22 protein-coding genes are annotated in these 26,635 nt (G+C 61.4%); 15 read left to right on the forward strand and 7 right to left on the reverse strand.

Annotated features, from left to right (window positions below; all coding sequences use genetic code 11):
* Positions 1-10 precede the first annotated feature (10 nt).
* The 4 genes from ACQK2M_RS05165 to ACQK2M_RS05180 all read left to right on the forward strand — a co-directional run bounded on the left by ACQK2M_RS05165 (position 11) and on the right by ACQK2M_RS05180 (position 5,228).
* Positions 11-1,942, forward strand: coding sequence for a TRAP transporter permease (locus ACQK2M_RS05165; RefSeq protein ID WP_425416919.1), 1,932 nt, complete (start codon positions 11-13; stop codon positions 1,940-1,942).
* A gap of 32 nt (positions 1,943-1,974) precedes the next feature.
* Entirely contained in the window at positions 1,975-3,000 is a 1,026-nt protein-coding gene (locus ACQK2M_RS05170; RefSeq protein WP_425416920.1) for a TAXI family TRAP transporter solute-binding subunit, read from the forward strand.
* A 98-nt stretch (positions 3,001-3,098) separates the two neighbouring features.
* Positions 3,099-4,235, forward strand: a complete 1,137-nt coding sequence (locus ACQK2M_RS05175) for a mandelate racemase/muconate lactonizing enzyme family protein (RefSeq protein WP_425416921.1) — start codon at positions 3,099-3,101, stop codon at positions 4,233-4,235.
* Between the two features lie 51 nt (positions 4,236-4,286).
* On the forward strand, positions 4,287-5,228 hold the full coding sequence (locus ACQK2M_RS05180) for a LysR family transcriptional regulator (protein ID WP_425416922.1): 942 nt from the start codon (positions 4,287-4,289) through the stop codon (positions 5,226-5,228).
* 185 nt (positions 5,229-5,413) lie between these two features.
* Here the strand turns inward: ACQK2M_RS05180 and ACQK2M_RS05185 are convergent, their stop codons facing one another.
* Positions 5,414-6,427 (reverse strand): LysR family transcriptional regulator, encoded by a 1,014-nt coding sequence (locus ACQK2M_RS05185; protein ID WP_425419983.1) that lies wholly within the window; start codon positions 6,425-6,427, stop codon positions 5,414-5,416.
* 329 nt (positions 6,428-6,756) lie between these two features.
* Here ACQK2M_RS05185 and ACQK2M_RS05190 point away from each other — a divergent pair, with 329 nt between their 5' ends.
* The 7 genes from ACQK2M_RS05190 to ACQK2M_RS05220 all read left to right on the forward strand — a co-directional run bounded on the left by ACQK2M_RS05190 (position 6,757) and on the right by ACQK2M_RS05220 (position 16,152).
* Complete coding sequence (locus ACQK2M_RS05190) at positions 6,757-7,743, forward strand: ABC transporter permease (RefSeq protein WP_425416924.1); 987 nt, start codon at positions 6,757-6,759, stop codon at positions 7,741-7,743.
* A gap of 51 nt (positions 7,744-7,794) precedes the next feature.
* A complete protein-coding gene (locus ACQK2M_RS05195; RefSeq protein WP_425416925.1) occupies positions 7,795-8,820 on the forward strand; it encodes a sugar ABC transporter substrate-binding protein in 1,026 nt (341 codons plus the stop codon).
* 58 nt (positions 8,821-8,878) lie between these two features.
* The gene (locus tag ACQK2M_RS05200) at positions 8,879-11,008 is read left to right on the forward strand and encodes an ABC transporter permease (protein WP_425416926.1); all 2,130 of its coding nucleotides are present in this window, start codon (positions 8,879-8,881) and stop codon (positions 11,006-11,008) included.
* Positions 11,001-12,080: a hypothetical protein gene (locus tag ACQK2M_RS05205; protein WP_425416927.1), complete on the forward strand. Its 1,080-nt coding sequence runs from the start codon at positions 11,001-11,003 to the stop codon at positions 12,078-12,080. The genes ACQK2M_RS05200 and ACQK2M_RS05205 overlap by 8 nt, the downstream gene beginning before the upstream one ends.
* Before the next feature lie 3 nt (positions 12,081-12,083).
* On the forward strand, positions 12,084-13,595 hold the full coding sequence (locus ACQK2M_RS05210; RefSeq protein ID WP_425416928.1) for a sugar ABC transporter ATP-binding protein: 1,512 nt from the start codon (positions 12,084-12,086) through the stop codon (positions 13,593-13,595).
* Complete coding sequence (locus tag ACQK2M_RS05215; RefSeq protein ID WP_425416929.1) at positions 13,595-14,572, forward strand: 3-hydroxyacyl-CoA dehydrogenase family protein; 978 nt, start codon at positions 13,595-13,597, stop codon at positions 14,570-14,572. Before ACQK2M_RS05210 ends, ACQK2M_RS05215 begins: the two co-directional genes overlap by 1 nt.
* Before the next feature lie 77 nt (positions 14,573-14,649).
* On the forward strand, positions 14,650-16,152 hold the full coding sequence (locus tag ACQK2M_RS05220) for an aldehyde dehydrogenase family protein (protein ID WP_425416930.1): 1,503 nt from the start codon (positions 14,650-14,652) through the stop codon (positions 16,150-16,152).
* A gap of 87 nt (positions 16,153-16,239) precedes the next feature.
* On the opposite strand, the gene ACQK2M_RS05225 is transcribed toward ACQK2M_RS05220, so the two are convergent.
* From ACQK2M_RS05225 to ACQK2M_RS05235, 3 genes are all read right to left on the reverse strand, one after another.
* Positions 16,240-16,926 (reverse strand): hypothetical protein, encoded by a 687-nt coding sequence (locus ACQK2M_RS05225; RefSeq protein ID WP_425416931.1) that lies wholly within the window; start codon positions 16,924-16,926, stop codon positions 16,240-16,242.
* 67 nt (positions 16,927-16,993) lie between these two features.
* Positions 16,994-17,872 (reverse strand): carboxylating nicotinate-nucleotide diphosphorylase, encoded by an 879-nt coding sequence (gene nadC, locus ACQK2M_RS05230; RefSeq protein ID WP_425416932.1) that lies wholly within the window; start codon positions 17,870-17,872, stop codon positions 16,994-16,996.
* Between the two features lie 144 nt (positions 17,873-18,016).
* A complete protein-coding gene (locus ACQK2M_RS05235; RefSeq protein WP_370320276.1) occupies positions 18,017-19,303 on the reverse strand; it encodes a Rieske 2Fe-2S domain-containing protein in 1,287 nt (428 codons plus the stop codon).
* A 130-nt stretch (positions 19,304-19,433) separates the two neighbouring features.
* On the opposite strand from ACQK2M_RS05235, the gene ACQK2M_RS05240 reads away from it, so the two are divergent.
* Genes ACQK2M_RS05240 through ACQK2M_RS05255 form a run of 4 tightly spaced genes read left to right on the forward strand, consistent with a single transcriptional unit; the run spans position 19,434 to position 23,016 of the window.
* Entirely contained in the window at positions 19,434-20,384 is a 951-nt protein-coding gene (locus ACQK2M_RS05240; RefSeq protein ID WP_425416933.1) for a PDR/VanB family oxidoreductase, read from the forward strand.
* Positions 20,374-21,567, forward strand: coding sequence for a Gfo/Idh/MocA family oxidoreductase (locus tag ACQK2M_RS05245; RefSeq protein WP_425416934.1), 1,194 nt, complete (start codon positions 20,374-20,376; stop codon positions 21,565-21,567). Before ACQK2M_RS05240 ends, ACQK2M_RS05245 begins: the two co-directional genes overlap by 11 nt.
* Complete coding sequence (locus ACQK2M_RS05250) at positions 21,564-22,556, forward strand: ABC transporter substrate-binding protein (RefSeq protein ID WP_425416935.1); 993 nt, start codon at positions 21,564-21,566, stop codon at positions 22,554-22,556. The genes ACQK2M_RS05245 and ACQK2M_RS05250 overlap by 4 nt, the downstream gene beginning before the upstream one ends.
* 28 nt (positions 22,557-22,584) lie before the next feature.
* Positions 22,585-23,016: a hypothetical protein gene (locus ACQK2M_RS05255; RefSeq protein ID WP_425416936.1), complete on the forward strand. Its 432-nt coding sequence runs from the start codon at positions 22,585-22,587 to the stop codon at positions 23,014-23,016.
* Between the two features lie 31 nt (positions 23,017-23,047).
* On the opposite strand, the gene ACQK2M_RS05260 is transcribed toward ACQK2M_RS05255, so the two are convergent.
* The 3 genes from ACQK2M_RS05260 to ACQK2M_RS05270 form a co-directional block, all read right to left on the reverse strand.
* Positions 23,048-23,551, reverse strand: coding sequence for a MarR family winged helix-turn-helix transcriptional regulator (locus ACQK2M_RS05260; protein WP_425416937.1), 504 nt, complete (start codon positions 23,549-23,551; stop codon positions 23,048-23,050).
* Between the two features lie 62 nt (positions 23,552-23,613).
* A complete protein-coding gene (locus ACQK2M_RS05265; RefSeq protein ID WP_425416938.1) occupies positions 23,614-25,533 on the reverse strand; it encodes a TRAP transporter permease in 1,920 nt (639 codons plus the stop codon).
* 77 nt (positions 25,534-25,610) lie between these two features.
* Positions 25,611-26,600, reverse strand: coding sequence for a TAXI family TRAP transporter solute-binding subunit (locus ACQK2M_RS05270; protein WP_425416939.1), 990 nt, complete (start codon positions 26,598-26,600; stop codon positions 25,611-25,613).
* Positions 26,601-26,635: the final 35 nt, after the last annotated feature.

Genomic DNA, 26,635 nt, shown 5'->3' on the forward strand with positions numbered 1-26,635 from the left:
TTTAAGAACCATGCAGGAAATTTCACAACGGACCCGCAAACGCGCGCTTCAGGGTATCCACGCCTGGATCGCGACAGCGCTGTGCATGCTGATCGTGGCGCTCGGCACCATCTACGCGCTCGATGTCGCGCGAATGGCGGGATACGCCTTTTACAAGGAGCAGTATCTCGCGCTGTTCTTCGGCCTGACGATGGCCGTCGGCTTCCTGCATCGTTCGGGCCGCCTTCGGGAAATCCCCGAGAGGACGGTTCCCTTCTGGGATTACGGCGCGGCGGCCGCCTCCGTGGTCTGCGGTGCATATCCGGCCCTCAAGTGGGACTGGATCCTGATGGTATCGTTTCAACGGCCGGTCGAACTGATCGTTCTGGGAACGCTTACACTGATACTGCTGTTCGAGGGGATCAGGCGATATGCCGGCTGGACCCTGATCATAGTCGGGGCGGTGTTCCTCAGCTATGCGTTTCTCGCGCCCTACATGCCGGGCGTGCTCTACGCGGACTCGACCTCCTACCCGCGGCTGGCGGTGTATCTCTATTCCGATGTCAATGCGCTGTTCGGCGTGCCGATCGCGATCGTGATCGGCGTGGTGCTGTCCTTCGTCCTGTTCGGGCAGATCCTGTTTACGACGGGCGGCAGCGATTTCTTCAGCGATATTTCCAGATCGCTCATCCGGCGTTCGGCCGGAGGGCCGGCCAAGGTGGCGGTGCTCGCGTCCGCATTGTTCGGCAGTATCTCCGGCAGCGCGGTGGCCAATGTCGTCAGCACCGGCACGGTGACGATCCCGCTCATGAAGAAATCCGGCTACACGCCGGTCCAGGCAGGCGCGATCGAGGCCGCCGCATCCTCGGGCGGACAACTCATGCCGCCGATCATGGGCGCGACGGCGTTCCTGCTGGCCGAGTTCCTTGGCCTGCCTTATGCACAGGTGGCGCTCGCCGCCCTTGTCCCGATCGGACTTTATTATTTCTGTCTGCTGCTGCAGGTGCATCTGATCGCGCGCCGCGACGGTATCGGCGTGTCCGAGGACACCGGCAAGCCGGTGTTGCGTGTCCTGCGGCAAAGCGGCGTCTACGCACTCCCGCTCGTCATTATCGTCTATGCGATGTTCGGCCTCAATTTTCAGCCCGAGAAGGCGGCCTTCCTCGGCATCGGAGCGATCTTTGTCGTGCACGCGCTGAAGACGCGAAGCCTGAATTTCCGCATCCGCGAGATTGTCGACACGGCCGGCGCGGCGATCGTCGAGATCGCGTTGATCTGTGCCTTCGCCGGCATCATCATCGGCGTGCTGAACATCACCGGGCTCGCATTTTCACTGTCGCTGCTTCTCACCCAGGTCGGGCAAAGCAGCCTCATGCTGCTGCTGATCCTCGGTGCGGGCATGTCGGTCCTGATGGGAATGGGCATGCCGACGACGGGTGTCTATCTGTTGCTGGCGGTCCTGATCGGCCCGGCCCTGATCGATCTCGGCGTCCAGCCGCTCGGCGCGCATCTGTTCATCCTTTATTTCGGTGTATCGAGCCAGATCACGCCGCCGATCTGTTTCGCGGCCATCGCGGCGGCGTCGATCGCCGGGGCGAGCGGCATGGCGACCGGCTGGACGGCGGCGCGGCTCGCGGCCACGGCCTATGTCGTGCCGTTCCTGTTCGTCTACTTCCCGGGTCTGATCCTCTCCGCCGACTGGTTGACCAATCTGGTCACGATCGGATTCGCGATCTGTGGCATCGGCGGGCTGGCCGTTGTCGCGACGGGCTACGGGCTTGGCGCGATGAAATGGCCGTCCCGCGCCTTGCTCGCGGCCGCGGTCCTGCTCGTCTTCCTGAATCTGATGCCGGTCGATGGCGTGGCATTCGCCACGGTGACGGGCGCCATACTCGTCGGTCTGACCGTGCTGCTCTTCAACCGAAGTCCCTCGGCCCAAGCGATCGCTTCGGCCGGGAAGTGAACTACCAAGCCAACAAAAAGGGAGGAAACACCATGTTGGGAAACACCTTGCTAAGGACGACCAGCGTCGCGGCGACCTTGCTCGCAGGCGTCTTGACCATCGGCGCGCATGCGCAGGAGCGTATGTCCGCCGGGATCGGTTCGACGGCCCAGGGCTCGTTCGCCTACACCTCGGCCGCGGCCATCGCCAAGACGATCTCCGAACACAGCAAACTGCAGATGCGTGTCCAGCCGATGACGGGATCGAGCGTCTATCTGGGTCTGCTGGATAATGGCGAACTGCCGTTCGCGGTGAACTCGGCACCCGATCTCGCGCTGGCCTATCGCGGCAAGGAGCCGTTCATGCACAATCCGAACCTGCGGATCATCGGAGCCATCACGCGCTTCGACGCGGCATTCATCGTGCGTGCGGATTCGCCCTACAAGACACTGGAGGACGCCAAGGGCGCCCGCCTTGCCGGCAAATATCCGAGCCACCTGATCTCGCTTCTGTTCACGACAGCGACGCTGGCTGCGAATAACGACACAGAAGAAGACTTCAAGATCATTCCGGTTCCCAATTCGGGGTCCAGCCTGCAGGCGTTGAAGGAGGATGCGGTGGATATCGCTTTCAGCACGATCAACAACAGCGGCGTGCAGGAAACCGCGGCCGCGGTCGGTGGCGTGCGATACCTGCCCGTTATTCCCGATGGCGATCCGGAGGCGATTAAGCGGTTCCAGGCCGAAATGCCCGGTTCGGTTGCCACCACGCGCAAGGCCGGATCGGTGGCCGGTGTCGAGCAGGACATGACGGCGATGGGCTGGGATCTCTATTTCACGACCGGAGCTCCCACCGATGCGGACATGGTCTATGTCGCGACCAAGACGTTCTGGGAGGAGATCGACAGCATTCGCGGCGCCCACAAGATCCTCGAGGCGAGCCTCACCCGCGATTATTTCCTCCAGAAGGAGTTCGACATTCCCTATCACGAGGGTGCGGTGCGCTTCTTCAAGGAGATCGGCGTCTGGACCGACGATATGGAAGCGCGCCAGGCCGAACTGCTCAAGATCAACGGGTAGCAGAATGCGGGAGGCGGCAGCCGGAGTGACATGGCTGCCGTCTTCGATCCGAAAGACCTATCAACCGAAGAAGTCACAACGCCGGGCAAATCGGATTCATGGCCATAGAACATATCGAAACGATCGTCCTCGAAGTGCCGGTGGACGCCAGCCGGCTTCGCCACAGTGTTCTGACGTCGAAGGGTGGTGAACGCGGGCCGACGCGCGATGCTGTGCTCGTCAGGCTGGCGGCGGACGGCGTGCGCGGCGAAGCCTATTTCACGCAGCTCGGTTTTCCCGCTGCCGACGTGGCGCGCGCCATCGACCGGACGCTCGTCCCGTTACTGCTATCGCAGCCGGTGGAAGACATGGATGCGCTCTGGGCGAAGATGTTCGCGGTGACGCGTCCGGCCTACTGGAGCAGACCTATCCTGACGCGCGCTATCTCCGTCATCGACGCCGCGCTCTGGGACATCGCCGGCAAGAAGGCCGGAAAGGCGCTTGCCGATTGCTGGGGCCGCAGGCGCGACACACTCGAGATCATCACCATGGCCAGTCCCTGGCCGGAAGACTGGGAGGAAGCGGATTGCGTCCGCGGAGCCGAGGAGGTCGCCGCGGAGGGATTTGCGGGGATCAAGCTCAAGGTCGGGATGTTCAGCCCGTTCGATCCGGCCGGCGATGCGCGCAGGATACGGGCGATCCGGAACGCGATGGGACCGCATTTCGCCATCATCGCCGACGCCAATCAGGGGTGGAGCCACGAGGAGGCTCTGGCATTCGCGCGATTGACCGAGGATCTGGACCTCGCCTGGATGGAAGAGCCCTGCTTCTGGGAGGACGACGTGGCCGAACTGGCCCGGTTGCGCAAACGCGTCAACACGCCCCTGGCCGCGGGACAGATGGAGATCACGCCGATGGCCTGCGAGACGATGATCGCGGCGGGCTCGGTCGACATATGCAATTTCGATGCGTCGATCGGGGGCGGCCCCACCGCCTGGCGGCGGGTCGCCGCTTTCGCCGAAACGCATGGCGTCGCCATGGCGCAGCACATGGAGCCGCAGGTGGCGCTGCATCTCATGGCGTCGGCCGGCGAGGCGACGCACGTGGAAACCTATTCGCGCGCCGCCGATCCGTTTTATCGGGGGCTGGTCGCAAACCACGAAACGCCGAAAGACGGGTTCATCGGCGTCCCGGACGGCCCGGGTTGGGGCATGGTCTTTGACGAGGATTTTATTCGCCGTTACCGCAGCAGTTGAAATTACGCACTATTTTTTAAGGCTGTAATTTCGTATATTCTCATCGGTGTCATGGATAACAGGCGCATAGATCTTAATCTGCTGATCGTGTTCGACGCAGTGTTCCGGGAGCGGAACGTCGGTCGGGCCGCGGATGCGCTGCATTTGTCGCAGCCGGCTGTCAGCGGTGCGTTGGCGCGTCTTCGTGATGCGCTACAGGATCCGTTGTTCATCCGCACCCGGCACGGAATGGTCCCAACACGCCGGGCTGTCGACCTCGCTCCAGTCGTCTCAAATGCGCTTTCGTCTCTTCGCGAGGCCGTGAATGCGGATGCCGAGTTCGACCCGGCCACGGAGGAACGCACATTCACGGTGCTCATGTCGGAGATCGGGCAGATCCTTTTCCTGCCAAGGGTTTCGGAGCATATCCGCAATGTGGCTCCGAACATCCGCCTCGTGGTCACGCAGACGCATCCGACCAGTCATCTGGATTCCATGGAAAACGGCGAAATCGATCTCGCCGTCGGCGTCTGGCCGCATTTGAGGCAGGGTGTCGAGCAGCAATCGTTATTCCGGGACGGGTGGATGTGTGTCGCGCGCGCAGACCACCCTAAGATCGGCAGGAAGCTCTCGTTGGAAGACTATTTGTCCCTCGAACATGTTACCGTCGCATCGGCGAGCGGCGGGGACGGGATCATCGCGAAACTGCTGTTGCAACAGGGCAAGCGCTCGCGTCGCATTGCGCTTCAGGTCACGGACTTCCTGGCTCCGCCCCTCATCGTCGCCAAGACAGATCTGATCGCCACCGCGCCTACGACATTGGCGCGATTTTATTCGGAAGCAGCCAACCTGAAAATGGTCGAAGTCCCCCTGGAGTTGCCGACGATCGACCTGAGGGTTTACTGGCACAAGCGATCCGAGAGCGATCTCGGCAGTGTCTGGTTGCGGGACTTTGTTGTCAATTTGCTCAGTGACTACAAACTTACACTCACAGAACTCGTTAACTTGGCCTGACAACGCCGAAGGTCATGTTTAGGTTGTTCCGCAGTCTCCGCTGAAATGCCTCCCGGAGTCTGTCGACCGGGAGGTCTGAAAGTCCCAGGAGGACGTCGCCCTGTTCATGAACAAGCTGGCTGAGGCGGGCGGGGATTGCCGTGCGAAATTTGCAGCGGTCAGGAAGATCATCGGCCGCTGAGGCTCTAGACTGAATCACGGTCGGATGGAAAATCGAAAAGGGGTTTCTGTATCGAGAATCTGGTCCGGATCCTGTTCATGAGATCCGTTTGCGCTCGAGTAAATTTGGCTTCCTGGGGGTGAATCATGAAAAGCGGCATCGCGATCTTCATCTGAGGCGTTCGCACGCGCCTGAGCCCGTTTGCTTCCAAGTGTGACGGCAAAGCACTTTGAAAGATGAAACCCGCGCCCTGATCCGCGCGGACCGCGCGTAGTATCGGCTCCGGATGGCCAAACTCAAGAACGCTTCGCGTCCGGACAACACCGAGGGTGCGTAAGGCTTCATCGATCAATTCCCGGACGATTTGACCTTTTACGGGCGTGATATACGGCAGGTTTTCAAGTTCCGTACGCGTCGCGACATCTCCCACCAAGGTGCTGTTGCTGGCTACCAGTAGATGAAGCGGTTCTTGCCAGAGAAGTTCGATTTCCAGCTTCGATGTATTCTGGTTCGGGTCGAGGATCGTCACGCCGAAATCGCATTCTCCCGACAGCACTGCTTGGGTCGCCAGCATTGGCGAAAGGATCGACGTGCTCACGATGACGTCGGGAAAATCCCGGTGAAAGTCAATGACGATATCGGGAAGCGCGTAGCTGCCTGCGACCATCGAGGCCGCCAGTTTCGTGTGGCCGATAACGCCCCGCCGGATATCGGCAAGGTCGTGCAGCATCTCCGAGCTTCGGGTCATGAGCTCGGATGCCCAAAAATATACGCGCTCGCCCGCAGGGGTGAGCGCGATGTTCCGACCGACCTTCTTGACGAGCTGGACGCCGAGGCTTTGCTCCAGCCCGCGCAGATGAGCGGTCACCGCGGGCTGGGCGATATTCAGATTTTCGGCCGCACGTGTGACACTGGAATATCGTGCAACCGCACAAAAGATGTCGAGCTTGTGCAGCGTCAGATTTCTCGAGTGGACCTGTCCCCTGGGCGTCCCGCTCGACGAGATCTGCGCCTCGGAGTTGTCTTTTTTATTTATGATTTCCGCTCCTTTGCGCGAGCATGCCGACTATTGAACCTGCCGTGAGGCAGGCCGGCAGCAGCCAGTATAACCCCAGAAATGCCCCGTTAAAACCCGGGAAACATGAGGAGTGTGCCGCGTATCGATGTCGGCGCGGCAGTGGCCGTTCGCCCATTCCATAAGGGGAAGGTTATGTTTTTGTCGTTTCTTAATATTGGACAAAGATCGGCCGCTTGGCCAGCGTGAGGCTGGCTGAAGGGCGCTGAGCGCGCTTCGAGGCTTCAGACCTGTGTCAGATACCCTCGGCGATGCCGAGTACCAGGCTTGGGCGTGCGAGGGAGGAGAATACGTTGAAGTTCAGCCGGGATGCCGTACTGTCCCTGAACCAAGAGCAGATGGTCATGGCCATCTCGGCAGTGCTCTTCGTGCTGTTCTCGATTTTTCTCGACGGGTTTTTCCACCTGTCCAACCTGCTTTCTCTTTTGCAGAGCGTCTCGATACTTGGGATCCTCGCGATCGGAATGGCGGTCGTCGTGATCGGCCGTGGCATCGACCTGACGATGGTCGCGGTGATGGTATTCTCGACAGGCTGGAGCTTTACGCTTTTTGCCGGAGGAATGCAGGTCGAAACGGCTCTGTTTCTGGGGTTGCTGCTGGCATTGGTCCTTGGCGCGATTAACGGGTTCCTGATCGCCTATGTCGAGATCCCGGCGATCTTCGCCACCCTGGCGATGGCGACTGTGATTTCCGGGCTTGGGCGATATGCCCTCGTCTCCAGTGAGAACATTTTCATTGGCGGCGACGCGGGCTGGTTCGCTTTATTGGGAACCGGCACCCTCGCTGCGATACCAATGCCGGTCCTGCTGTTCCTCATTATTTCCTGCATCGCATTCGTGGCGTTGCGGCTGACGCGCTACGGCGCCTTCGTTTATGCGATCGGGGACAACCCGCTGGCTTCGCGCAACAGCGGAATGCCTATTCGTCCGATGCTGGTTCTGATGTACGCGGCCTCGGCAGGCATCGCCTTCTGCGCCGGCCTGATCACGGCGATGACGGTCTCGTCCGTGAACACCAAGCTGGCCAGTTCGACGATGGTCTACGACATCATCCTGGTCGTGGTGATCGGAGGGATCGGCCTTGCCGGCGGCAAGGGCAGTATCCGGAACGTCATTTCCGGAACGGTCCTCATCGGATTGCTGCTGAACGGCCTGACGATCATGAACGTGGACTATTCGGTCCAGAACATCGTCAAGAGCCTGATCCTGCTGCTGGCCATCATCGTGGACTCGCTGCTCAACCCGCGCGACGAACAGACCTCGCAGCAAGGCGACATCTAGAATTCTGGGCGGTCCAGAAGAGACAGAAACACATCTCTAGGGAGGAGAAACATGAAACTTTCCATGCTCAAGAAGACAGCCGGCGTCGCAGCCGTGATGCTGGGGATCGCGGGTCACGTCGTGCCGGCTTCCGCGGAACGCCCCGATGACGGGATGATCCTGAAGTACCAGAAGGCGTTCGAGGGCAAGACAGTCGCCTTCGTTCCGGTCACGATGGGATGGGATCTCACGCAGGGCTGGATGGCGGCCGTGGAACGGGACGCCGAAAGGTTGGGCTACACGCTGACGATCCGCGACTCCAACTACAGCGTCGATGCCGGCGCGCAGGCGATCTCGCAGCTCATCAACGAGAAGCCGGACATTCTCATCGTTCAGAACGCCGACATGCAGGCCTATGTGAAGCTGATCCAGCGCGCGATGGATGCCGGGATCAACGTCATACAGATGAACATGAAGACGCCGGTCAACTCGGACGCTTTCGTCGGCGGCGACTGGTATGGCGTCGGCGTCGAAACCGCGAAGGAAGCGGCGCGTCTTTGCGGCGCCGGGACCTCCGGGAAGATCGCCGTGATCCAGGGCCCGGTCACGGCACCGCCAAACCAGCTCGGCGTCGCCGGTGTCGAAGATGCCCTAGTCGACTATCCGGACGTGAAACTGGTGGCTACCCAGGCGGCCGACTGGGATGCGTCGAAGGCGCATTCCATCGCCTCGACGATCATCAAGCAGCACGACGATCTGTGCGGCTTCATCGGACTCTGGGACAACATGGACGTCGGCATCGCCGCAGCCATCCGCGAAGCCGGCAAGAAGGACCAGATCAAGCTGATCTCGACGGGCGGCGGAAACAAGGAACTCGGCTGCACGAATGTCGAAAGCGGGGCGTTCTCGTCCTACGTGAAGGTCGACACGCGCGATCAGGCCAAGGTGCTCGCCTCGACGATCCAGGTGCTGCTGCAGACGAAGCCAACCCCCGGCTCGCAGCCTTTCGCCGTCTACACCGAGAACCAGATCCTGACCCCGGATACGGTCGCTCCGACCTCCTGCTGGACCGTCGACCAGATCAAGGCCGGCAACTGATCCAGGCCTGCGGCCGCCGCACGGGCGGTGGCCGTCCTTTGAAACCGGAGAATTACGCATGAGTGCGCGCGAAGCCTATTTGCGCTGGCGGTACCGCTTGTTCCCTGACCACGTCGTGGGCGAGATTCTGTCGAAGAACTGGATCGACAACGCGATCCCGTTCATGTTCCTCGCCATCGCCGTCGTCGTCTTCTCCCTTATCATTCCGAACTTCCTGACGATCGGAAGCCTTGGCACGATGGGCGAGCTGCTGGCGGAGTACCTGTTCGTCGCCATCGGCATGACGCTGGTCCTGAAGGCGGGCGGCATCGACCTGAGCGTCGGCTCTGTCTTCGCGCTCTGCAATTTCTGCGCGCTCTACCTGGTCAATGCCGCCGGCATGCCGCTGATCGTCGTGATACCGACTGTTCTGGCGCTCGGCGGTCTCGTCGGCGCCGTCAACGGTTTCCTCGTCGGCTTCCTCAGGTTGCGCGCGTTTCTGACCACCCTGGTCACGCTGATCCTAGTGCGCGCCATCGTGGAGCTCTTGTCGCTGAATTTCGGCGTCAGCGCCTCCTATTCCGAAACGCCGGTGCCGCAGTGGGATTACCTGAGCGAGGCCCACATTCTGGGAATGCCGCTCTCGCTGTTCGTCGCGGCCATCGTCGCCATCCTGACCCATATCCTGATGACCCGCATGCGGTTCGGCTGGCATCTGAGCGCCGTTGGCGGGTCGCGCCGCTCGGCCTACAATATCGGCCTTCCGGTCAAGTGGATCGTCGCCCAGACCTATGTCATGTCGGGTGTCTTCACGGCGGCGGGCGCCCTGTTCTACGCCTCGCGTCTCGGCAGCATCGGCGGTTCCGTCGGCGTCGGACTCGAGATCGTCATCCTCACGGCGGCGGTTCTCGGCGGCAACAGCCTGGGCGGTGGGCGCGGCTCGGTCGCCAAGGCGATCATTGGTACCGTCATCGTGGTCATGGTGACCAATGCCTTGGTGCGGATGGGTCTGCGCACCGGCGCAAGCGATCTCGTGTTGGGCCTCATCCTGCTGACCGCCGTGGCGATCGACGTTAAATGGATGAAGAACAGGCTCAAGATCCTGAACCGGGCCTATGTCTCGCCGACCTATTTCGCCCTGCCGGCATCTCCGCCCACCGCCGAAGGTTCCGGCTCGCCCTACGAGGTCAACGACAAGCTCGCCTCGGCCGAGCCGATCGGCAAGGGGGAGCTCGACGGGCCGGAAGACATCATTCTCGACGAGGACGACAATCTCTATTGCGGCAGCCGGCACGGCGACATCATCCGGTTCTTCGCGCCCGACTACACGCGGCACGAGGTCTACGTGCATATTGGCGGCCATCCGCTGGGCATGGCGTTCAACCGCGAGCGCGAGCTTGTCGTCTGCGTTGGCGGCATGGGGCTTTACAAGGTCACGAAGGACCGCAAGCCCGTGAAGCTCTCCGACGAGACGAACCGGTCCCTGTTCTCGATCATCGACGACTCGCGCATGCGACTCGCCGACGACCTCGACATCGCGCCGGACGGGCGGATCTTCTTCTCTGAAGCCACCATCCGCTACGAGATCCACGACTGGGTGCTCGACGCGCTCGAATCGCGGGGCAACGGCCGCATCATCTGCTACGACCCGCGCGACGGATCATCGCGGACCATCCTGCCCAGGCTCCAGTTCCCGAACGGGATCACCATGGCCGGCGACGGCGAATCCTTCCTCTTCGCGGAGACGTGGGGCTGCCGGATCAGCCGGTACTGGTTCGACGGCCCGCGCAAGGGGCAGACCGAAGTCGTGATCCCGAATCTGCCGGGCTATCCCGACAATATCAACAAGGCCTCCGACGGCAATTTCTGGTGCGCGATCCTCGGCATGAGATCGCCGACCTTCGACCTCGCGCAGCGGATGCCGCAGTTCCGTCGCCGGATGGTCTACCGCGTCGCAAGCGACGAGTGGATGTATCCGAACATGAACTCCGGCTGCGTCTTCAAGTTCGATCTGGACGGCCGGATCCTCGACGTTCTCTGGGACCGCGCCGGCATCAGGCATCCCTCGATCACCTCGATCAGGGAACACAAGGGACGGCTCTTCCTCGGCGGGCTCTTCAATGACCGGATCGGCGTCTACGACATACCCGGCGCGGACAAGGACTGGACGGGCATCAGGCACTACTGGGGAGATACGGCCGGTGAGTAATCCCTTTACCCGCTTGTTCGACCGCTTCCGCGGCAGCGGAAGCGCGGCGATCACCTTGCCGCCGATGGACGGCGCGCTGCGTCCCAACACCCGCATCGACGAGGCCGAGGCGATGGCGGCGGTCGCCGCTCCGGATAACATCGTCGAGACCGCCAGCGGCATCCTGCTGTCGTCCGGCCCCCGGCTGTTGAGCCTCGGCCCGTCGAAGGAGACGGAGATCGTCTGGACGGCGTCGAGCGCCATCACCTGCCTGGCAGCCCACCCCTCGGGCGCGCTGGCGGCGGGGCTCGAAGAAGGCCGCCTGGTCATCCGGGGCGGAGCGCATGACGGACGGAAATTCACGACACTGGGCGATATACCGGTCGTGTCTGCCTCGGCGGCTGCCTTCGCCGGCGAGGATACGCTGTTTGTCTGCCTGGCCAGCCAGGCTCACCGGATGACAGGCTGGAAGGCCGATCTGATGACCCACGGCGCCAGCGGCTCGGTCTGGAAAATCGATCTTGCCGGCGGCGCCGCGACCTGCATGGCGCGGAAGCTGGCGTTTCCCTACGGCGTCGCCGTGGACGAAGGCGGCGATATCATCGTCTCGGAAAGCTGGCGTCATCGCCTGCTGCGGATCTCGCCGGACGGGCGGACCGAGGTCGTCATCGACGATCTGCCGGGCTACCCGGCGCGGCTGGCGCGCGACAGCAAGAGCGAGGATCTCTGGCTCTCCATCTTCGCGCCGCGCACCCAGCTCGTCGAATTCGTCCTGCGCGAGGACGAGTACCGCCGCCGCATGGTGGAGACCATCGATCCCGAATACTGGATCGCTCCGTCGCTGCATCATCCGCATTCCTACCTCGAACCCATGCAGGGCGGCAGCCTCAAGCAGCTCGGCGAACTGAAGCCCTGGGCGCCTTCGCGGTCGATGGGGATCATGATGCGCCTGGACGGCCACGGCCATCCCGTCGAGAGCCTGCATTCCCGCGCGAACGGGATACGTCACGGCGTTACCAGCTGCCTGCCCGTCGGCGACGGCCTGCTGATGACCTGCAAGGGCGGCGATATCGTGGTGCGGGCGAAGATCTAGGAAATGGCCATGGCAGAGACATCCAAGCTCATCGAAATGCGGTCCGCGACCAAGGAGTATCGCGGAATCGCCGCGATCCGGAACGTCGATTTCACGCTCATGGCCGGAGAGGTCCACGCGCTTCTCGGCGAGAACGGTGCCGGCAAGTCCACCCTGACGAAGATCATGGCGGGGGTCACCCAATTGACCGAGGGGGAAATGCTGTTCGACGGCAAGCCGGTCACCTTCGTGACGCCCGGCGAAGCCTTGTCGCACGGCGTGGCCATGGTGTTTCAGGAAACCAGCCTCGTTCCCAGCATGTCGGTCGCCCAGAATCTGTTCCTGGGCGAGGAGAAGCTCTTCAACCGGCTTCGCGGCATTTACATCAGCGCCCAGCAGTTCATGCAGTCGCTGAACTTCCAGGTGAATCCGTGGGCCGACGTCGCAACGCTCGGCGCGGCGCAGAAGCAGATGGTCGAAATCGCGAGGGCCGTGCGGCAGAAGGCGCGGGTCATCATTTTCGACGAACCCACCGCCACGCTGACGCCCGAGGAAAAGCGGCATTTTTTCGCGCTGGTCAACGATCTCAGGCAGCGCGGCGTTTCGGTGATCTTCATCAGCCACGCGCTCGAGGAGGCCCTGAACATCGCCGACAGGATCACCATCTTGCGGGACGGCGAACTGGTGATGAGCGACGTTGTCGACCATTTCGACCGGGAAACGATAGTTCGGGCAATGGTAGGCCGCACCTTCTCCGACTATCTTTATCACAGGCACGGGGAAGACACGGTTCGACGGCAGGGTCGGAAAATCCTGTCGGTGCAGAACCTCTCGATGTCGCGGGTCGTCAAGAACACCTCGTTTTCGGTCTATAGCGGCCAAGTCACCGGAATATTCGGCCTGATCGGCTCCGGGCGAACAGAAGCCGCCAAAGTGATCTCGGGCATCTATAAGCGCGACTTCTTTCACGGTGGCGAAGTCAAGCTTGAGAACAAGCCCGTTCGCTATCGGACCCCGCGACCAGCCGTGCGGGACGGAGTCGTCTACGTGACCGAGGACCGCAAGGTCGAGGGGTTTTACGAAAGCATGTCGATTGCCGATAACATCCATCGTGCCGCCCAGGCCGCCCATGTCAGTTCAAGCGTTTTCGTGAGCTATTCCGAGATCAGGGAGATGGCGGAGGAGTGGACGAAGAAGCTCAACATCAAGGCTATCAATTCCAATGCTCGCGTCATCGAGCTGTCCGGGGGCAATCAGCAGAAAGTCGTGATTGCCCGGTCACTGGTCCAGAAGCCGAAGGTGATCTTCTTCGATGAGCCGACCCGCGGCGTTGACGTAGGGGCGATTTCGGAAATTCATCATCTGATCAATACACTCGCAGAAGAAGGCATCGCCGTTGTGGTAATCTCGTCTTACCTTCCCGAAATCATGAACATATCCGACCGCATCCTGGTGTGCCGGGCAGGGCGCATCGTTGAGGAATTTACCCCCGAGGACGCAACCGAGGAGCGCATCATGTATGCGGCGGTGCACTGATGGCCGGCGGGTTCGGTTCACCCCCGCCGGGCGGGCGCATCTGCGTCGTCGGAGCGGGCTTCATGGGCTGCGTGATCGCGACGCTTTACGCGCGGCACGGTTATAAGGTCGTGATCTGCGACACCCAGTTCGCGATGCTGGACAGCTATGCCGAGCGCGCACGGCCGATCGCCGCGAGCTTCAGTGACGACGGCGCCGAGGTCGAGGTCATGCTAAGCCGCGTTTCCACGGAGCCGTCGCTTGCGAATGCGGTCGCCGGCGCCTTCATGGTGCACGAAGCCGTTCAAGAGGTGCTGGAGACAAAGCAGGCCGTCTTCGAGGAACTGGACCGGCTATGTCCGCCGGACGTCGTCCTCGCCACCAACACCTCATCGTTCCTGATTTCCCGGATCGCCGAACGCGTCTCCGCTCGCGAGCGGGTTGTGGGGATCCACTACATCACGCCGGGGCACATCATCCCGGTGATCGAAATCATCCATGGCAATTTCACGCCACCCGACCTCATCGAGTGGGTGCGCGCGTTCATCCGTTCCATCGATCACGTGGGCGTGGCCTGTCCCGAACGCCCCGGCTTTCTGATCAACAAGATCCAGTTCGCGATGCTGACCGAGATCTACCGGCTGATCGATGAAGGACTGGCGTCGCGCGATGATATCGACGCAGCGGTACGCCTGAGCCTCGGACCCCGGCTCGCGCTTTGGGGGCCGTTGCTGACGGAGGATCTGATCGTCTCCAAGAAGACCGCCTTGGCGGTGACGGATTCCCTTTACGAGCAGACGGGCGACGAAAACTACAGGGGGCGCAAAGCGCTTCGCGACCTGGTGGAGCAAGGCAACCTTGGCGTCATGACCGGGCAGGGCTGGTATAAGTTCGAGGGAGACCAGAACCAGACCATCCGGGAGCGCGATCGGCAGCTCACGGCGCTGCTCGAATGGCTGAGTGCGGCCGATGCCGCCGGCCGTCTCAACGTCAGGTAGGAAACGAACGCAGACACCTTTGCCGGCCTGGAGCAAATTTTCGGGCCGGTGGAACAATCGCATTAAAGGAGATTGCCATGAAGGTCCTGAAACCGTCCGACTCCGGTCCGTGGGAGCCGACGCTTCCGTCCAACCGAGGGATCTATTACGGAGGGTCCTGGCATGAGCCGGTATCCGGCAGCTATGCTCCCACATTCGAACCCGGACGGGGAAGAACGCTCTGCGACGTCGCCGAGAGTTCCGCCGAAGACGTGAACCGCGCCGTCGTGGCGGCGCGCGCCGGGTTCCCTGTTTGGCGCGATACGCAGCCCCTGGAGCGCGCGCGCATACTGAAGGAAATCGCCCGTATCCTTCGCGACAACGCCAGGGAACTGGCGACCATCGACGCGGCCAATTGCGGCAATCCCGTCGCCGAGATGATGGGCGACGCCAATATCGCCGCGGCGCAAACCGAGTTCTTCGCCGGATTGGTGACCGAGATGAAGGGCGCTACCATTCCGATGGGACCGAACGCCCTCAACTACTCGATCCGCCAGCCGCTCGGCGTGGTGGCGCGGATCATAGCTTTCAATCATCCCTTCATGTTCTGCGCCGGCAAGATGGCGGCTCCGCTTGCCGCCGGCAACGCGGTCATCATGAAGCCGCCTGCACAGGCACCGCTTTCCTCGCTGCGGCTCGCCGAACTGGTCGGTCACCTGCTTCCGCCGGGCGTGCTGAACATCCTCCCGGGCGGCGCTGAACCTGGCGCCGCGCTGGCCAACAACCCCGGGGTGGACAAGGTGACGCTTATCGGGAGCATCAACGCCGGCCGCGCCGTGATGCGCTCCGCAAGCGACACCGTCAAACCGGTGCTTCTCGAACTCGGCGGCAAGAACGCGCTGATCGCCTTCCCGGATTCGGATCCCGACACTGTCGCCAGGGCCGTCGTCGGAGGCATGAACTTTACCTGGTGCGGGCAATCCTGCGGATCGACCAGCAGGGCGTTTCTGCATGCCGACATTCACGACGCCGTTGTCGAACGTGTCCGCGACGCCGCGTCCCGGTTCAAGCCGGGCATTCCGACGGACCCGCAGACGACCATGGGTGCGATCGTCAACAAGGCGCAGCACGATCGCGTTCTGTCATACATCAGGTCGGCGAACGAAGAAGGCGCCAAGCTGGTTTATGGCGGCAAAGTTCCGGACGATCCGGCGCTCGAGGGGGGCTTTTACGTGGAGCCGACCATTTTTGCCGACGTCACGCCGACTATGAAAATTGCGAGCGAGGAAATCTTCGGGCCCGTTCTTTCGGTGCTCAAATGGAGCGACGAAAGCGCGATGATCGAGGACGTCAATCGTCTCGAGTACGGTCTTACCTGCTCCATCTGGACGCGTGATCTGGAAAAAGCGCACCGGACCGTCCAGGCAGTTGAGGCGGGCTTCGTTTGGGTCAACGAAGTCTCCAAGCATTTCATTGGCGCGCCCTTCGGGGGCGTGAAGCAGTCGGGCATCGGTCGCGAGGAATCCGTCGAGGAGCTTTTCAGCTTCACGCATGAAAAGAACGTTCACGTGAACCTGGCGGGCCAGCCGCGTGCAGTCTGAGCGGGATCGATTGGTCGGGCCTCTGCGGAGTGCCCGACCCTCCTGCAGATCCCGGCTCTTCGCGCGCTGTTCTGCCGCCCGCGGAGATTATGCGCGCGTCAGCCACGGGCCCAGACGCCGGGTCAGAAACGGTGAAATGAACGCCGTCGTCAAGCCCGTCAGTATTGTGCCCACGACGAGTAGACCAAGTACTTCGGGCAATGGCGCGGTGACGGGTTTGAGAAGAGGCACGAGGATGATCAGCGGCGGATAGACCGCTATCATGCTGGTAATCCATCGCTTCCATAACAAGGGCGGTTTGGGCGGACTCGGCAACGATACGATCGGTTCGAACCAGATGTTCGCGCCGGCCACGTACTGACGCGAGACGTCGATGATCGCCATCTCCTCTATCTCCGCCAGAACGCTCATCCGTTCGGGAGAACCGCGCCACTTTTCCAGGGTCCAGATACTGTCGAAGCGGGCGATCACGAAGAAATCCGTTCCCAGCCCGCCGTCCCTGCGGATCACGTCCAGGCTGATGAAGCCCTCGGTCTGGGCCATCCGGCGGTTCATCAGCATCAGCTTCTGCGCGCATTTTTCAGCGTCTGCCTGGCGTACTCGCAGCGCGACCAGGAGACGGCCCGGATTGCCTTCGAGAATCTCTGCTTTCACTATGGTCCCATCCTGTTTTTTCTCACGGCTACATAGGATGAGGAGCGTCTGCGGCACGAATTCCAACCGACGAAAAAAAGGCGCGATAAAACAATCGTCCGCTGACAGGATACTTTCCACGGGCATTCGCTTTGGATCGATAACGCCTGCGCGCTCATCAAGTGAAGACGCTTCGGTTCATCCCTTCTCAGGAAATATCCATGTCCAAACCGATATCGAAGGACGGTGCGCCCATCGTGATCTTCGAGGTTGAAATGAAGTCCACTCCCGTCTCCGCGATCGACCGGACAGTATCTATGTCGACGCCGCCTGAGGCTTCGAGTTTGATGCGCCCGTTATTGTGGCGCCTGTTTATTTCGACGGCCTTGGCAAGCATCTCAGCCGTCATATTGTCCAGAAGGATCGAGTCCGGATTACCCGCTAGCGCCTTTTCCAGCTGGTCAAGCGTGTCGACTTCGATTTCCACTTTAACCAGGGGGCCAACATACGCGCGAGCCGCTTCGATAGCCTCCGAAATGCCGCCGCTCACTGCGATATGATTGTCCTTGATTAGTATCGCGTCATCGAGACCGAAGCGGTGGTTCGTTCCGCCCCCGCAGCGAACCGCATATTTCGCAACCACCCGGTCACCGGGTACGGTCTTGCGCGTACAACAGATTCTCGCGTGTGTATGGCTGACTTCCGACACGAAGACCGCGGTGAAGGTGGCGATACCCGACAAGTGCATCAGGTAATTGAGCGCCACACGTTCAGCAGACAGGACAGCACGCGCGGTACCTTGGATCGTGGCAATCACGTCGCCTTTTTGGACCTCTGCGCCGTCCTGAAGGGCAGCCTGGAAATGAAGTGTCGAATCCATTTGCAGGAACGCGGTTTCGGCGAGTTGGAGACCGCAAACGACACCCGCTTCGCGTGAGACGAGATTCCCCTTCGCCACGGCTTGGGGCGGAACCGTGGAATCGGTCGTGATGTCTCCCGCGCGACCGAGATCTTCGCGCAGGGCCGCACGAACGGCGTCGTCCACGATCAATTGGGGCAGGGCGAATGGAGCGCTTAGCAGGGTCATTCTGCGATACCTTTCATTCGTAACAGGGCTAGAGGGAATACCCGCTGTTGCAAAAGAAACCACCCTAATGGCGATCCATCAGGGTGGCTACGACACAGGAGGTGCGCGATGGAACAGTTTCTCTCTTTACTGATGAGATGAGGGCTATTCGGCCGCCATGATCCCGCCATTTCCACTGATCGTCCGCCAGTCGACGGTTTTCGGGAACACGCCTTCGCGCGAGTTAATGCTGGACTGGCGCACCCGCGGCTCCTGGGTGCCGATCGCCTTGCCGCCTTCTGCGACCTTGCGCGCCGCGTCGACCATCAGCCGGCGGAATTCCACGATCGCCAGATCGGATGCGCCAAGCGTATCGATGGAACGGTCGGCGATCGGCCCCTGGGTGACCCACATGGCGATATCCTGGTTCGGGATGCCCTGGATACCGGTGAAATTCCCCAGTTTCATCGCTTTCCGGTCTTGCTGGAAGCGGTTCTCCCAGGTGCGAACGGGCTCCCACCGCTCGGTTACGTCGATACCCTTCTGGGCGTGCGCGAACTTCCGCCATTCCTCGGTCGAGGGGACGTCCGTACCGCGCGGCCCCCACGCGATGAAGTGGAAGGCGGTAGTCACGTCGTCGATCGGAACGATGACACTGGCCACATTGTACATGTTGTTCGGCGGGATCAGCGAATAATAGGGCGCCACATATTCGGTAATGCGCAGATAGTTGTGCGTGCCCGCGTTCTTGATCGGACGCCGGATCGCCGCGTAATGAAAACCGTAACTGGTTGTCTGCGTTTGCATGCGCGGCGACTTGTCCGTCGACGGCCTGTACCACGATTTGTCGTCGGCCGCGGCGCCCTCAACGCGGGCCGGCACCATGTCGGATGAGTGCAGGCTCGAAGAGTGGGCGCTGTCGATCTGGCCTTCATGAATCTGGGCCCAGTTGCAGGGAATTCGGATTTTCAGGATCGAGACCTGTGTGTCCTCCTCCGGAGCGAAAGCCGGCGGATCGAATTCCGGAACCTCGTTCTTCTCACCAAACCAGGCCCAGACAAAACCGCCCCATTCCTTCACGGGATAGGAACGGTGTTTTACCTTGTCCATGAGAGGGCTGCCTTCCGGCTCCGAGGACATGGCGACGATATTGCCGTCCACGTCTATCTTCCAGCCATGATAAAGGCAGCGCAGGCCGCATTCCTCGTTACGCCCAAGCACAAGCGATGCGCGGCGGTGGGGACAAAGCTCATCGAGAAGCCCCAGCTTGCCGTCGGAATCGCGGAACGCGACATAGCGCTCACCGAGCACCTCGACCAGCAGCGGATCGCCGTCCGGTTCCGCGACTTCCTCCATCAGGCAGATCGGAGTCCAGTGCTGCCGCATCAGCTGGCCCATCGGTTTGTCCGGGCCGACCTGTGTCAGAATGTCGTTCTCTTCGGGCGTGAGCATGTTTCCTCTCCATGGAATTCTATTAGCTTTCTAAGCAAATTACATCAGGGGATGCACCTCGTCCAGCCATTGACACGAAATAATTAGGTTTCTAAGTACATGGCCAACAGGTTGAGAGGCGACAGGCGAAATGAGCGACAACAGCGGAGCAATCAGAATGACGGTGGCGCGCCGGCGCTCGCTGACGCCGTCTATCGCCGAATTCACACTCGTCCCGGCAGACGGTATGACATTGCCCGAATACGGCCCCGGCGCCCATGTGACGGTCAAGACGCCGTCCGGCGCGATGCGGCGATACTCGCTCGTCGGGCCGGGCGCGCATCCGGAAAACTTTGTCATCGCCGTCAAGAAAGAGCCCGACTCACGCGGCGGCTCACAATCGATGCATGACGAGGCGGTCGAGGGGACGGAGCTTCTCGTCGAGCCGCCCGAAAACGAATTCCCGCTGAAAGACGCACCGAAATACCTGCTGATCGCCGGCGGGATTGGCGTAACGCCCATCGTTGCGATGGCCCGCTACGTGGCCGAGAAGGGCAAGCCGCTCAAGATCATCTATTGCACGCGCAGCGCCGAGGAGGCTGCCTATCTCGACGAGTTGAAAGAAGCCTACGGCAGCGCGGTCATCGTCCATCACGACGGCGGCGATCCGTCCAAGGTCTACGACTTCTGGGACCATTTCGCCGAACCGCGGAACATCCATGTCTATTGCTGCGGCCCCAAGCCGCTGATGGAGGAGATCAAGTCGATCTCAGGCCACTGGCCGGAAGGCCGTGTGAATTTCGAGGACTTCAAACCGGTCGAGATCATCCGCCCCGACGATATCGAGTTCGACGTCGAACTTGCGAAATCCGGCAAGACTGTCACCGTTCCTTCCGACCGTTCGATCCTGGAGGCCGTGCGCGACAGCGGTATCCCGACCGTCAGCTCGTGTGAAAGCGGCACTTGCGGCACATGCAAGACACGGCTGATCTCGGGCGATGTCGACCATCGCGACATGGTGCTTATGGACGACGAGAAGGACGATCACATCATGATCTGCATCTCGCGGGCGCGCTCGGGGAACCTCGTCATTGACCTCTAATGCCTCTCCCGTGGGCATCGGAGTCATCGGACTCGGCCGCGGTTTCGTCCTGATGCTGCCCGCCTTTCGGGCGGACCGGCGCGTTCGCCTCGTTGCGGCATGTGCGCCGCGCGAGGAATCGCGTGCGGCCTTCCGCGCCGAATTCGGCGGCAACGCCTATCCGGATGTCGAAAGCCTCTGCGCCGATCCGGAGGTCGAGATCATCTATGTCGCCACGCCGCACGAATTGCATTGCGAGCATGTGATCGCGGCCGCAACAGCCGGCAAGCACATCTTCGTCGACAAGCCGATCGCGATCATCCTCGAGGACGCGACGCGCATGGTCGAGGCATGCCGCGAGGCCGGCGTGCAGCTGATCGTCGGTCCGAGCCACAGTTTCGATGCGCCGGTCGCTCTCGCGCGGCGTCTGATCGATAGCGGTGACTATGGACGCGTGCGCATGATCAATGCGTTCAACTACACGGATTTTCTCTACCGGCCGCGACGCCCGGAGGAGCTGAATACAGACATGGGCGGCGGCGTGCTGTTCTCGCAGGGCGTCCACCAGATCGACATCGTGCGGCTGCTGGCCGGCGGCATGGCGGAGAAGGTGTTCGCCATGACCGGGAAATGGGATGCCGCCCGGCCGACCGAAGGCGCCTACTCCGCCCTTGTCTCCTTTGCTGGCGGGGTCTTCGCCTCACTGACCTATTCCGGTTACGCGCATTTCGACAGCGATGAATGGATGGGGTGGACGGGCGAACTCGGCAACGAGAAGGATCCGAAAGCCTATGGCGATGCCCGCCGGAAACTGAAATCGGTTTCCTCTCCCGAAGAGGAGATCAAACTGAAGTCGGCGCGCACCTACGGGTCCGACGACATGCCGAAACCGGCAAGCCGGTACGAGCATTTCGGGCCGATTATCGTTTCCTGCGACGGAGCCGACCTGCGCCTCACGCCCGAAGGCGTGCATGTGTATGGCGACACCGAACGGGAATTCAAAGCCGCGCCGGACCTTCTCTACCCCCGCAAGGAGGTCATCGATGCGGTGGTCGCCACCGTGCGCGACGGAGAGCCGCCGGCCCAGACCGGCGCCTGGGGACTGGCCAGCCTGGAAATCTGCCGGGCGATCCTTTCGGCGGCAGAAAGCGGGATGCCGGTGACGCTGGAACATCAAACGGGATTGGAGACCAAGACATCATGAGCGATCTGAAGCTGTCCATCGCAATGGGCGATTACGACCGGACACGTGCCATCTACGACGGCCGGGTGAAGATCGATGGCGTCGATCCGACCTGCATGCTTCTTTCGCCGGAGGAGATGTTCTTCCGGGCGTTTCGCCACAGTGCTTTCGATATCAGCGAGCTCTCGGTCTCGTCCTACTCGATCTCCGTCGCGCGCGGCGATCCGCATTACATCGCGATCCCGGTTTTTTTATCGCGCGCGTTCCGGCATACCTCGATCTATGTGCGCAATGACCGCGGCATCGATAGCCCAGCGGATCTGCGGGGACGGCGTATCGGCATCGCCGAATACCAGCTTTCCGCCAATGTCTGGTTCAGGGGGATTCTCGAAGAGGAATATGGCGTCAAACCCTCCGAAATCGAATGGGTGCGCGGAGGAATGGATACGCCAGGACGACCGGAAAAGATCAAGGTCGATCTGCCGGACGATATTCGGATGACGAACGCGCCGGAGGGCGCGACCTTGAACCAGATGCTCATCGACGGCGAAATCGACGGCTTCGTCGGCCCGAGGTCGCCACGGTGTTTCGACGAACGCCACCCGCTTGTCGGCCGCCTTTTCGCCGATACGATCACGGAAGCCGAGGATTATTATCGCAAGACCGGGATTTTCCCGATCATGCATGTGCTCGGCGTGCGACGGTCCCTCGCGGATTCCCATCCATGGTTGCCGGGCGCGTTGCTCAAGGCGTTCACACAGGCCAAGCAAGCCGCCGAAAAAGCGCTATCCGACACGTCGGCGACAAAGGTCACCATGCCTTTCGTGGAAGACAATCTCGCCCGCGCGCATTCGCTGATGGGCGCCGATATCTGGCCCTATGGCCTCGACGCCAACCGCAAGACGCTGGAGAAGTTTCTGACCTATCACAACGCCCAGGGCCTCTCGCCGAGAAAGGTCGAGGTCGAGGAACTTTTCCATCCCGCGACGGTCGAGGCGTATAGCCTTTGAACGAGCGGGTGAAGGAAAGGAGCTGATCATGAAACTCAATCCCGGCGATATCGTCGAGATCGAAACCGAGGGTGGAAACGCCTATGTCCAGGTCACCCACAATCACGCCACCTATCCCGAGGTGGTGCGGGTGCTGCCGGGACGGCATGCGAGCCGTCCCGACGATTTCGGACTCCTCGCGCGCTCGAAAAGCGATTTTGTCGCGATGCTGCCGCTGGGCGGCGCCATCGAGAACAAGCGGATGAAAGCCTCTAAGGTCGGGACGGCGGCGATTCCGGCGGAACTCAAGGATTTTCCCACCTTCCGAATGCCGATTCGCGACAAGCAGGGCGGTATCGCCTATTGGTGGCTGTGGGACGGCGAAGGTCTCAACTATGTTACCGAACTCGACGCGAACTCTGCCGATCTTCCGATGCGCGAGGTCATGTCAGTGGATACATTCCTGAAGAAGCTTGCCTGACCGGACGGCCCCTCTCCACGATTTCCCGGCGCTATTTCGGCGCCGCCATGTCCGCTTCCATACGATCCGATACATTGTCCTGGACCGCCTTGAGATAACCCAGAAGCGTCTGTTTTTCCTGCTCGGAGAAATCGGCGACCGCGTTGCCAACCACCTCCTTTGCCAAGGGCATGAGTTCGGCCCGCAATGCCTGCCCGCGCCTGGTCAGGAAGATGTTGATTTTCCGCCGGTCTTCCGCGTTCTTGATACGCCGCACAAGTCCGTTGCGCTCCATCGCCTTGATGGCAGTCAGCGTGGTGGGCTCCATCGTTCCGACAACGATCGAAAGTTCGCGCTGGGTCAACCCGTCCTGATCCCAGAGCGCCCGAAGGAAATACCACATTCCCGGCGTTACCCCGTAAGGTTCGATCTTGCGCTGGAGATAGCGTTGAAGGAGGCGATGGGTCTGTCGGACCTGATAGCCGACGCTTTCTTCGAAAGGCAGCGCCGCATTGTCCGCGGCGGCCGTTTGCTTGTTGGCGTCGTTGTCATCCATCGTTGCGATCCCTTCGTCTATGCCCTTTATTGCGCATGGAGGGATACCGCAATCCCGATCGGCTATTCGCCGGCTCGCGTTTCGGTTGTGATGCTCTCTTCCTTGCCCGTCAATTTTGCGATCACAACGCCTGCGGCCAATGCCGCGACCGCGATCGCGGCTGTCGTGTAACCTGCGGCAAGGAACAGGAGCCCGGAAGCCAGGAACGCAATGCGCGAAAGAGCGGGAAGATGCCGGTTCCAATATCCTTCGACCGCTATCGCGATCATGACCAGTCCGCTTGCCGCGCACACGGTCGTGAACACGATTTCCACGACGCTGCCCTGAAGCAGTAGCGCCGGGTTGAAGACGAAACAGAACGGGATCAGGAACGCGCCGATGGCGATCTTCACCGATTGTGCGGCGATCTTCAGCGGGTTCTCGTCGGCAATCGCGCTCGCCGCATAGGCCGCCACCGCCACGGGCGGGGTCAGTGCGGACATGACGGCGAAATAAAGCAGGAAAAGATGGCCGGGCAGGTCTTCGATGCCGAGAGACCGCATCACAGGCGAAATCAGCACCGCCGCAAGGATATAGGCGCTGGGGGTCGGCATGCCCATGCCGAGCAACGTGGTCAGCAAGGCGGCAATCGTCAGCGAGGAAAACAGGTCCGAGCCGGACAGCAGAAACACCAACGCGCTGAATTTCGACGCCAGCCCGGTCATGGTGATTCCGCCGATCACCAGTCCCGCCGCGGCGCATGCGCCTGCCACGGGCACGGTGCGCAGGCTGGTTTCCGCCAGGATGTCGTAGATCTTTCCGGGAGAAAGCCGTGTGTTGCTGCGGACCATCGAGACGACGAGAACCGCCGCGACGCCGTAAACCGCCGCATAGGTCGGCGTGTAACCCTCGACGAGCGCCCAGGTGATCGCGATCAGCGGGATGATGAACAGCCCGCCGTCGCGCATCGTCACCTTCAGCGACGGAATCTCCGACCGGTCGACGCCGGCGAGATTGTTTCGCTTGGCGCGCAGATGCACCTGAAGATAGATCGGGATGTAATAGAGAAGCGCCGGGATCAGGGCTGCGAAGGCGATGTCGACATAGTCGATGCCGGTATATTCCGACATGATGAAGGCCGCGGCGCCCATCACAGGCGGCAACAGGCTGCCCCCCGTGGACGCCGCCACCTCTACCGCGCCGGCAAAGGTCGCGCGATAGCCCATCTTCTTCATCATCGGAATGGTGATGGCGCCGGTCGTCACGACATCGGATGTCGGACTGCCCGAGATCGTTCCGTAAAGTCCGGACGAAATGACCGCGATCTTGGCCGGACCGCCCGGCGAGCGGCCGGTCAGATAGGCGGCGATATTGAAGAAGAACACCGATCCGCCGGCATAGGACAGCGTCGTTCCGAACAGCACGAACAGGAAAGCGTAGGTCGCGGCGACGCGAAGCGGTACCCCGAACAGACCGTCCGTCGTGAAAATGGTGATGTCGAGAAAATGCTCGTAGGTGATGAGGCCATGACCGAGCACGCCGCCAAGCCGGTCGCCGAAGAGATTGTACACCAGGAATATGAGGACGATGAGCGTCAGCCCGACCCCCACCGTGCGCCGCATGGCCTCGATCGTCAGGGCCAGGATCAGCGACGCGAACAGGACGTCATAGGTGGACAAGGGATCGAGTAACGTGATGCGTTGCGCGATGATGTCGGCCTGCGACACGAAATAAACCCCGGTCGCAGCCGCAAGAAGGGCCAGCCCCCAGTCGAAGAACGGGATCCGCTCGCGGTCGGAGTGCGCCGTCGGACCGATCAGCACAAATGTCAGGACCAGCATCAGCGACAGGAACGTCATGATGAGCGTGAGGGCGTCGGCGCGCGAAAACGCCGCCGCATAGACGGTCCACACGGCCGTCGCGGCCGCGAATGCCTTTACGGCATGGCCCGTCAGGCCACCCGGAGATCGGCGTGTCCCGGTGTCGAAGAAAATGCTGAGCATTGGCTTGGTGCCATTTTTTGATTGGTGGGCGTCACTGCGCCGGGGCGTGAAAACGCCCCGGCGCAAACTTCAGCGGATCAGTAACCCGCTTCCTCGAAGACCTTCTTCGCGGCAGGGTGATAGGGCACCGTCCGGGCGCCGGCCATCAGTTCGACGTCAAGCGGCGCCATCGCCTTGTGAACGCCATTCAGCTGGTCGACATTGTCCACCAGCGCCTTGGAGATGTTGTGGACCATTTGCTCGTCGGCGTCGGCCCGCACGAACAGCTGTGCCGATACCGTCACGGTGAGTTTATCGGAGTTCGTCCAGTCATAGGAGTCATTCTTGATCGTGAACGGCTTGATGTCCCACTCGTCGACGACCTTCTGGGCCGTTTCCTCGGTGATCGGCAACAGATCGACATCGATGGAGGACGCGAGCTCGCGGATCGAGCTGTGATTCACGAACAGCGAATTGAGGATCATGTCGACACGGCGGTCGCGCATCAGGTCGCCCTGTTCGCCGGACGCAGCAAATTGCACGTCGCCGCCCCAGGATTTGATCTCGTCGATGTTCGCGCCAATGGCATTCAGCATGGATTCACCGACCGAACTGACGATGTTGCCGCGCTTGTTGAGGGCGATGCGGATCGGCAGTTTCTGCTCAGCGATGTCTTCCAGTTTCGCGAGGTTGTGCTCCTTGGCGAAGTCGGCGCTCACGATCGCCTGCATCGGCGCCCAGGTGTAGAGCTGCGCGACGGTCGCCATGCTCTCGATGGGAGCCTTGAACGGCTCCTTGCCGCTCAAGGCCAGCTTCGCCTCGGCGTCGTGGATGATCGCCACATCGCAGGTTCCCTGATCGAGCAAGGCCACATTGGCGAGCCCGCCGCCGGATGTCTGATACGTTACCGTGGATCCCGGAAAGGACTTCTTGACGGCCGCATCGATGCCGGCACCGAGAAGGCTCCACAAACCGCCGGGGCTCGCTCCGCACAGGGTCAGATTATAGGTTTGCGCCTGCGCGCCGGTGGATGCGACGAGCAACAGCGCTGCTGCGCCGGTTACGGCGCTCGCAAACAGTCTTTTCATGGTTTCCTCCCAAATCGGCAATCATTAGATTGCTA

This window comes from Oricola indica (genome assembly GCF_965227485.1).
Lineage (GTDB): Bacteria > Pseudomonadota > Alphaproteobacteria > Rhizobiales > Rhizobiaceae > Oricola > Oricola indica.

Bases quoted from the DNA above. Each gene is read 5' to 3' on its own strand.
- ACQK2M_RS05165 (WP_425416919.1), top strand. From the start codon at position 11: ATGCAGGAAATTTCACAACGGACCCGCAAACGCGCGCTTCAGGGTATC.
- ACQK2M_RS05170 (WP_425416920.1), top strand. From the start codon at position 1,975: ATGTTGGGAAACACCTTGCTAAGGACGACCAGCGTCGCGGCGACCTTG.
- ACQK2M_RS05175 (WP_425416921.1), top strand. From the start codon at position 3,099: ATGGCCATAGAACATATCGAAACGATCGTCCTCGAAGTGCCGGTGGAC.
- ACQK2M_RS05180 (WP_425416922.1), top strand. From the start codon at position 4,287: ATGGATAACAGGCGCATAGATCTTAATCTGCTGATCGTGTTCGACGCA.
- ACQK2M_RS05195 (WP_425416925.1), top strand. From the start codon at position 7,795: ATGAAACTTTCCATGCTCAAGAAGACAGCCGGCGTCGCAGCCGTGATG.
- ACQK2M_RS05200 (WP_425416926.1), top strand. From the start codon at position 8,879: ATGAGTGCGCGCGAAGCCTATTTGCGCTGGCGGTACCGCTTGTTCCCT.
- ACQK2M_RS05210 (WP_425416928.1), top strand. From the start codon at position 12,084: ATGGCCATGGCAGAGACATCCAAGCTCATCGAAATGCGGTCCGCGACC.
- ACQK2M_RS05215 (WP_425416929.1), top strand. From the start codon at position 13,595: ATGGCCGGCGGGTTCGGTTCACCCCCGCCGGGCGGGCGCATCTGCGTC.
- ACQK2M_RS05220 (WP_425416930.1), top strand. From the start codon at position 14,650: ATGAAGGTCCTGAAACCGTCCGACTCCGGTCCGTGGGAGCCGACGCTT.
- nadC (WP_425416932.1), bottom strand. From the start codon at position 17,872: ATGACCCTGCTAAGCGCTCCATTCGCCCTGCCCCAATTGATCGTGGAC.
- ACQK2M_RS05235 (WP_370320276.1), bottom strand. From the start codon at position 19,303: ATGCTCACGCCCGAAGAGAACGACATTCTGACACAGGTCGGCCCGGAC.
- ACQK2M_RS05240 (WP_425416933.1), top strand. From the start codon at position 19,434: ATGAGCGACAACAGCGGAGCAATCAGAATGACGGTGGCGCGCCGGCGC.
- ACQK2M_RS05250 (WP_425416935.1), top strand. From the start codon at position 21,564: ATGAGCGATCTGAAGCTGTCCATCGCAATGGGCGATTACGACCGGACA.
- ACQK2M_RS05255 (WP_425416936.1), top strand. From the start codon at position 22,585: ATGAAACTCAATCCCGGCGATATCGTCGAGATCGAAACCGAGGGTGGA.
- ACQK2M_RS05260 (WP_425416937.1), bottom strand. From the start codon at position 23,551: ATGGATGACAACGACGCCAACAAGCAAACGGCCGCCGCGGACAATGCG.
- ACQK2M_RS05265 (WP_425416938.1), bottom strand. From the start codon at position 25,533: ATGCTCAGCATTTTCTTCGACACCGGGACACGCCGATCTCCGGGTGGC.
- ACQK2M_RS05270 (WP_425416939.1), bottom strand. From the start codon at position 26,600: ATGAAAAGACTGTTTGCGAGCGCCGTAACCGGCGCAGCAGCGCTGTTG.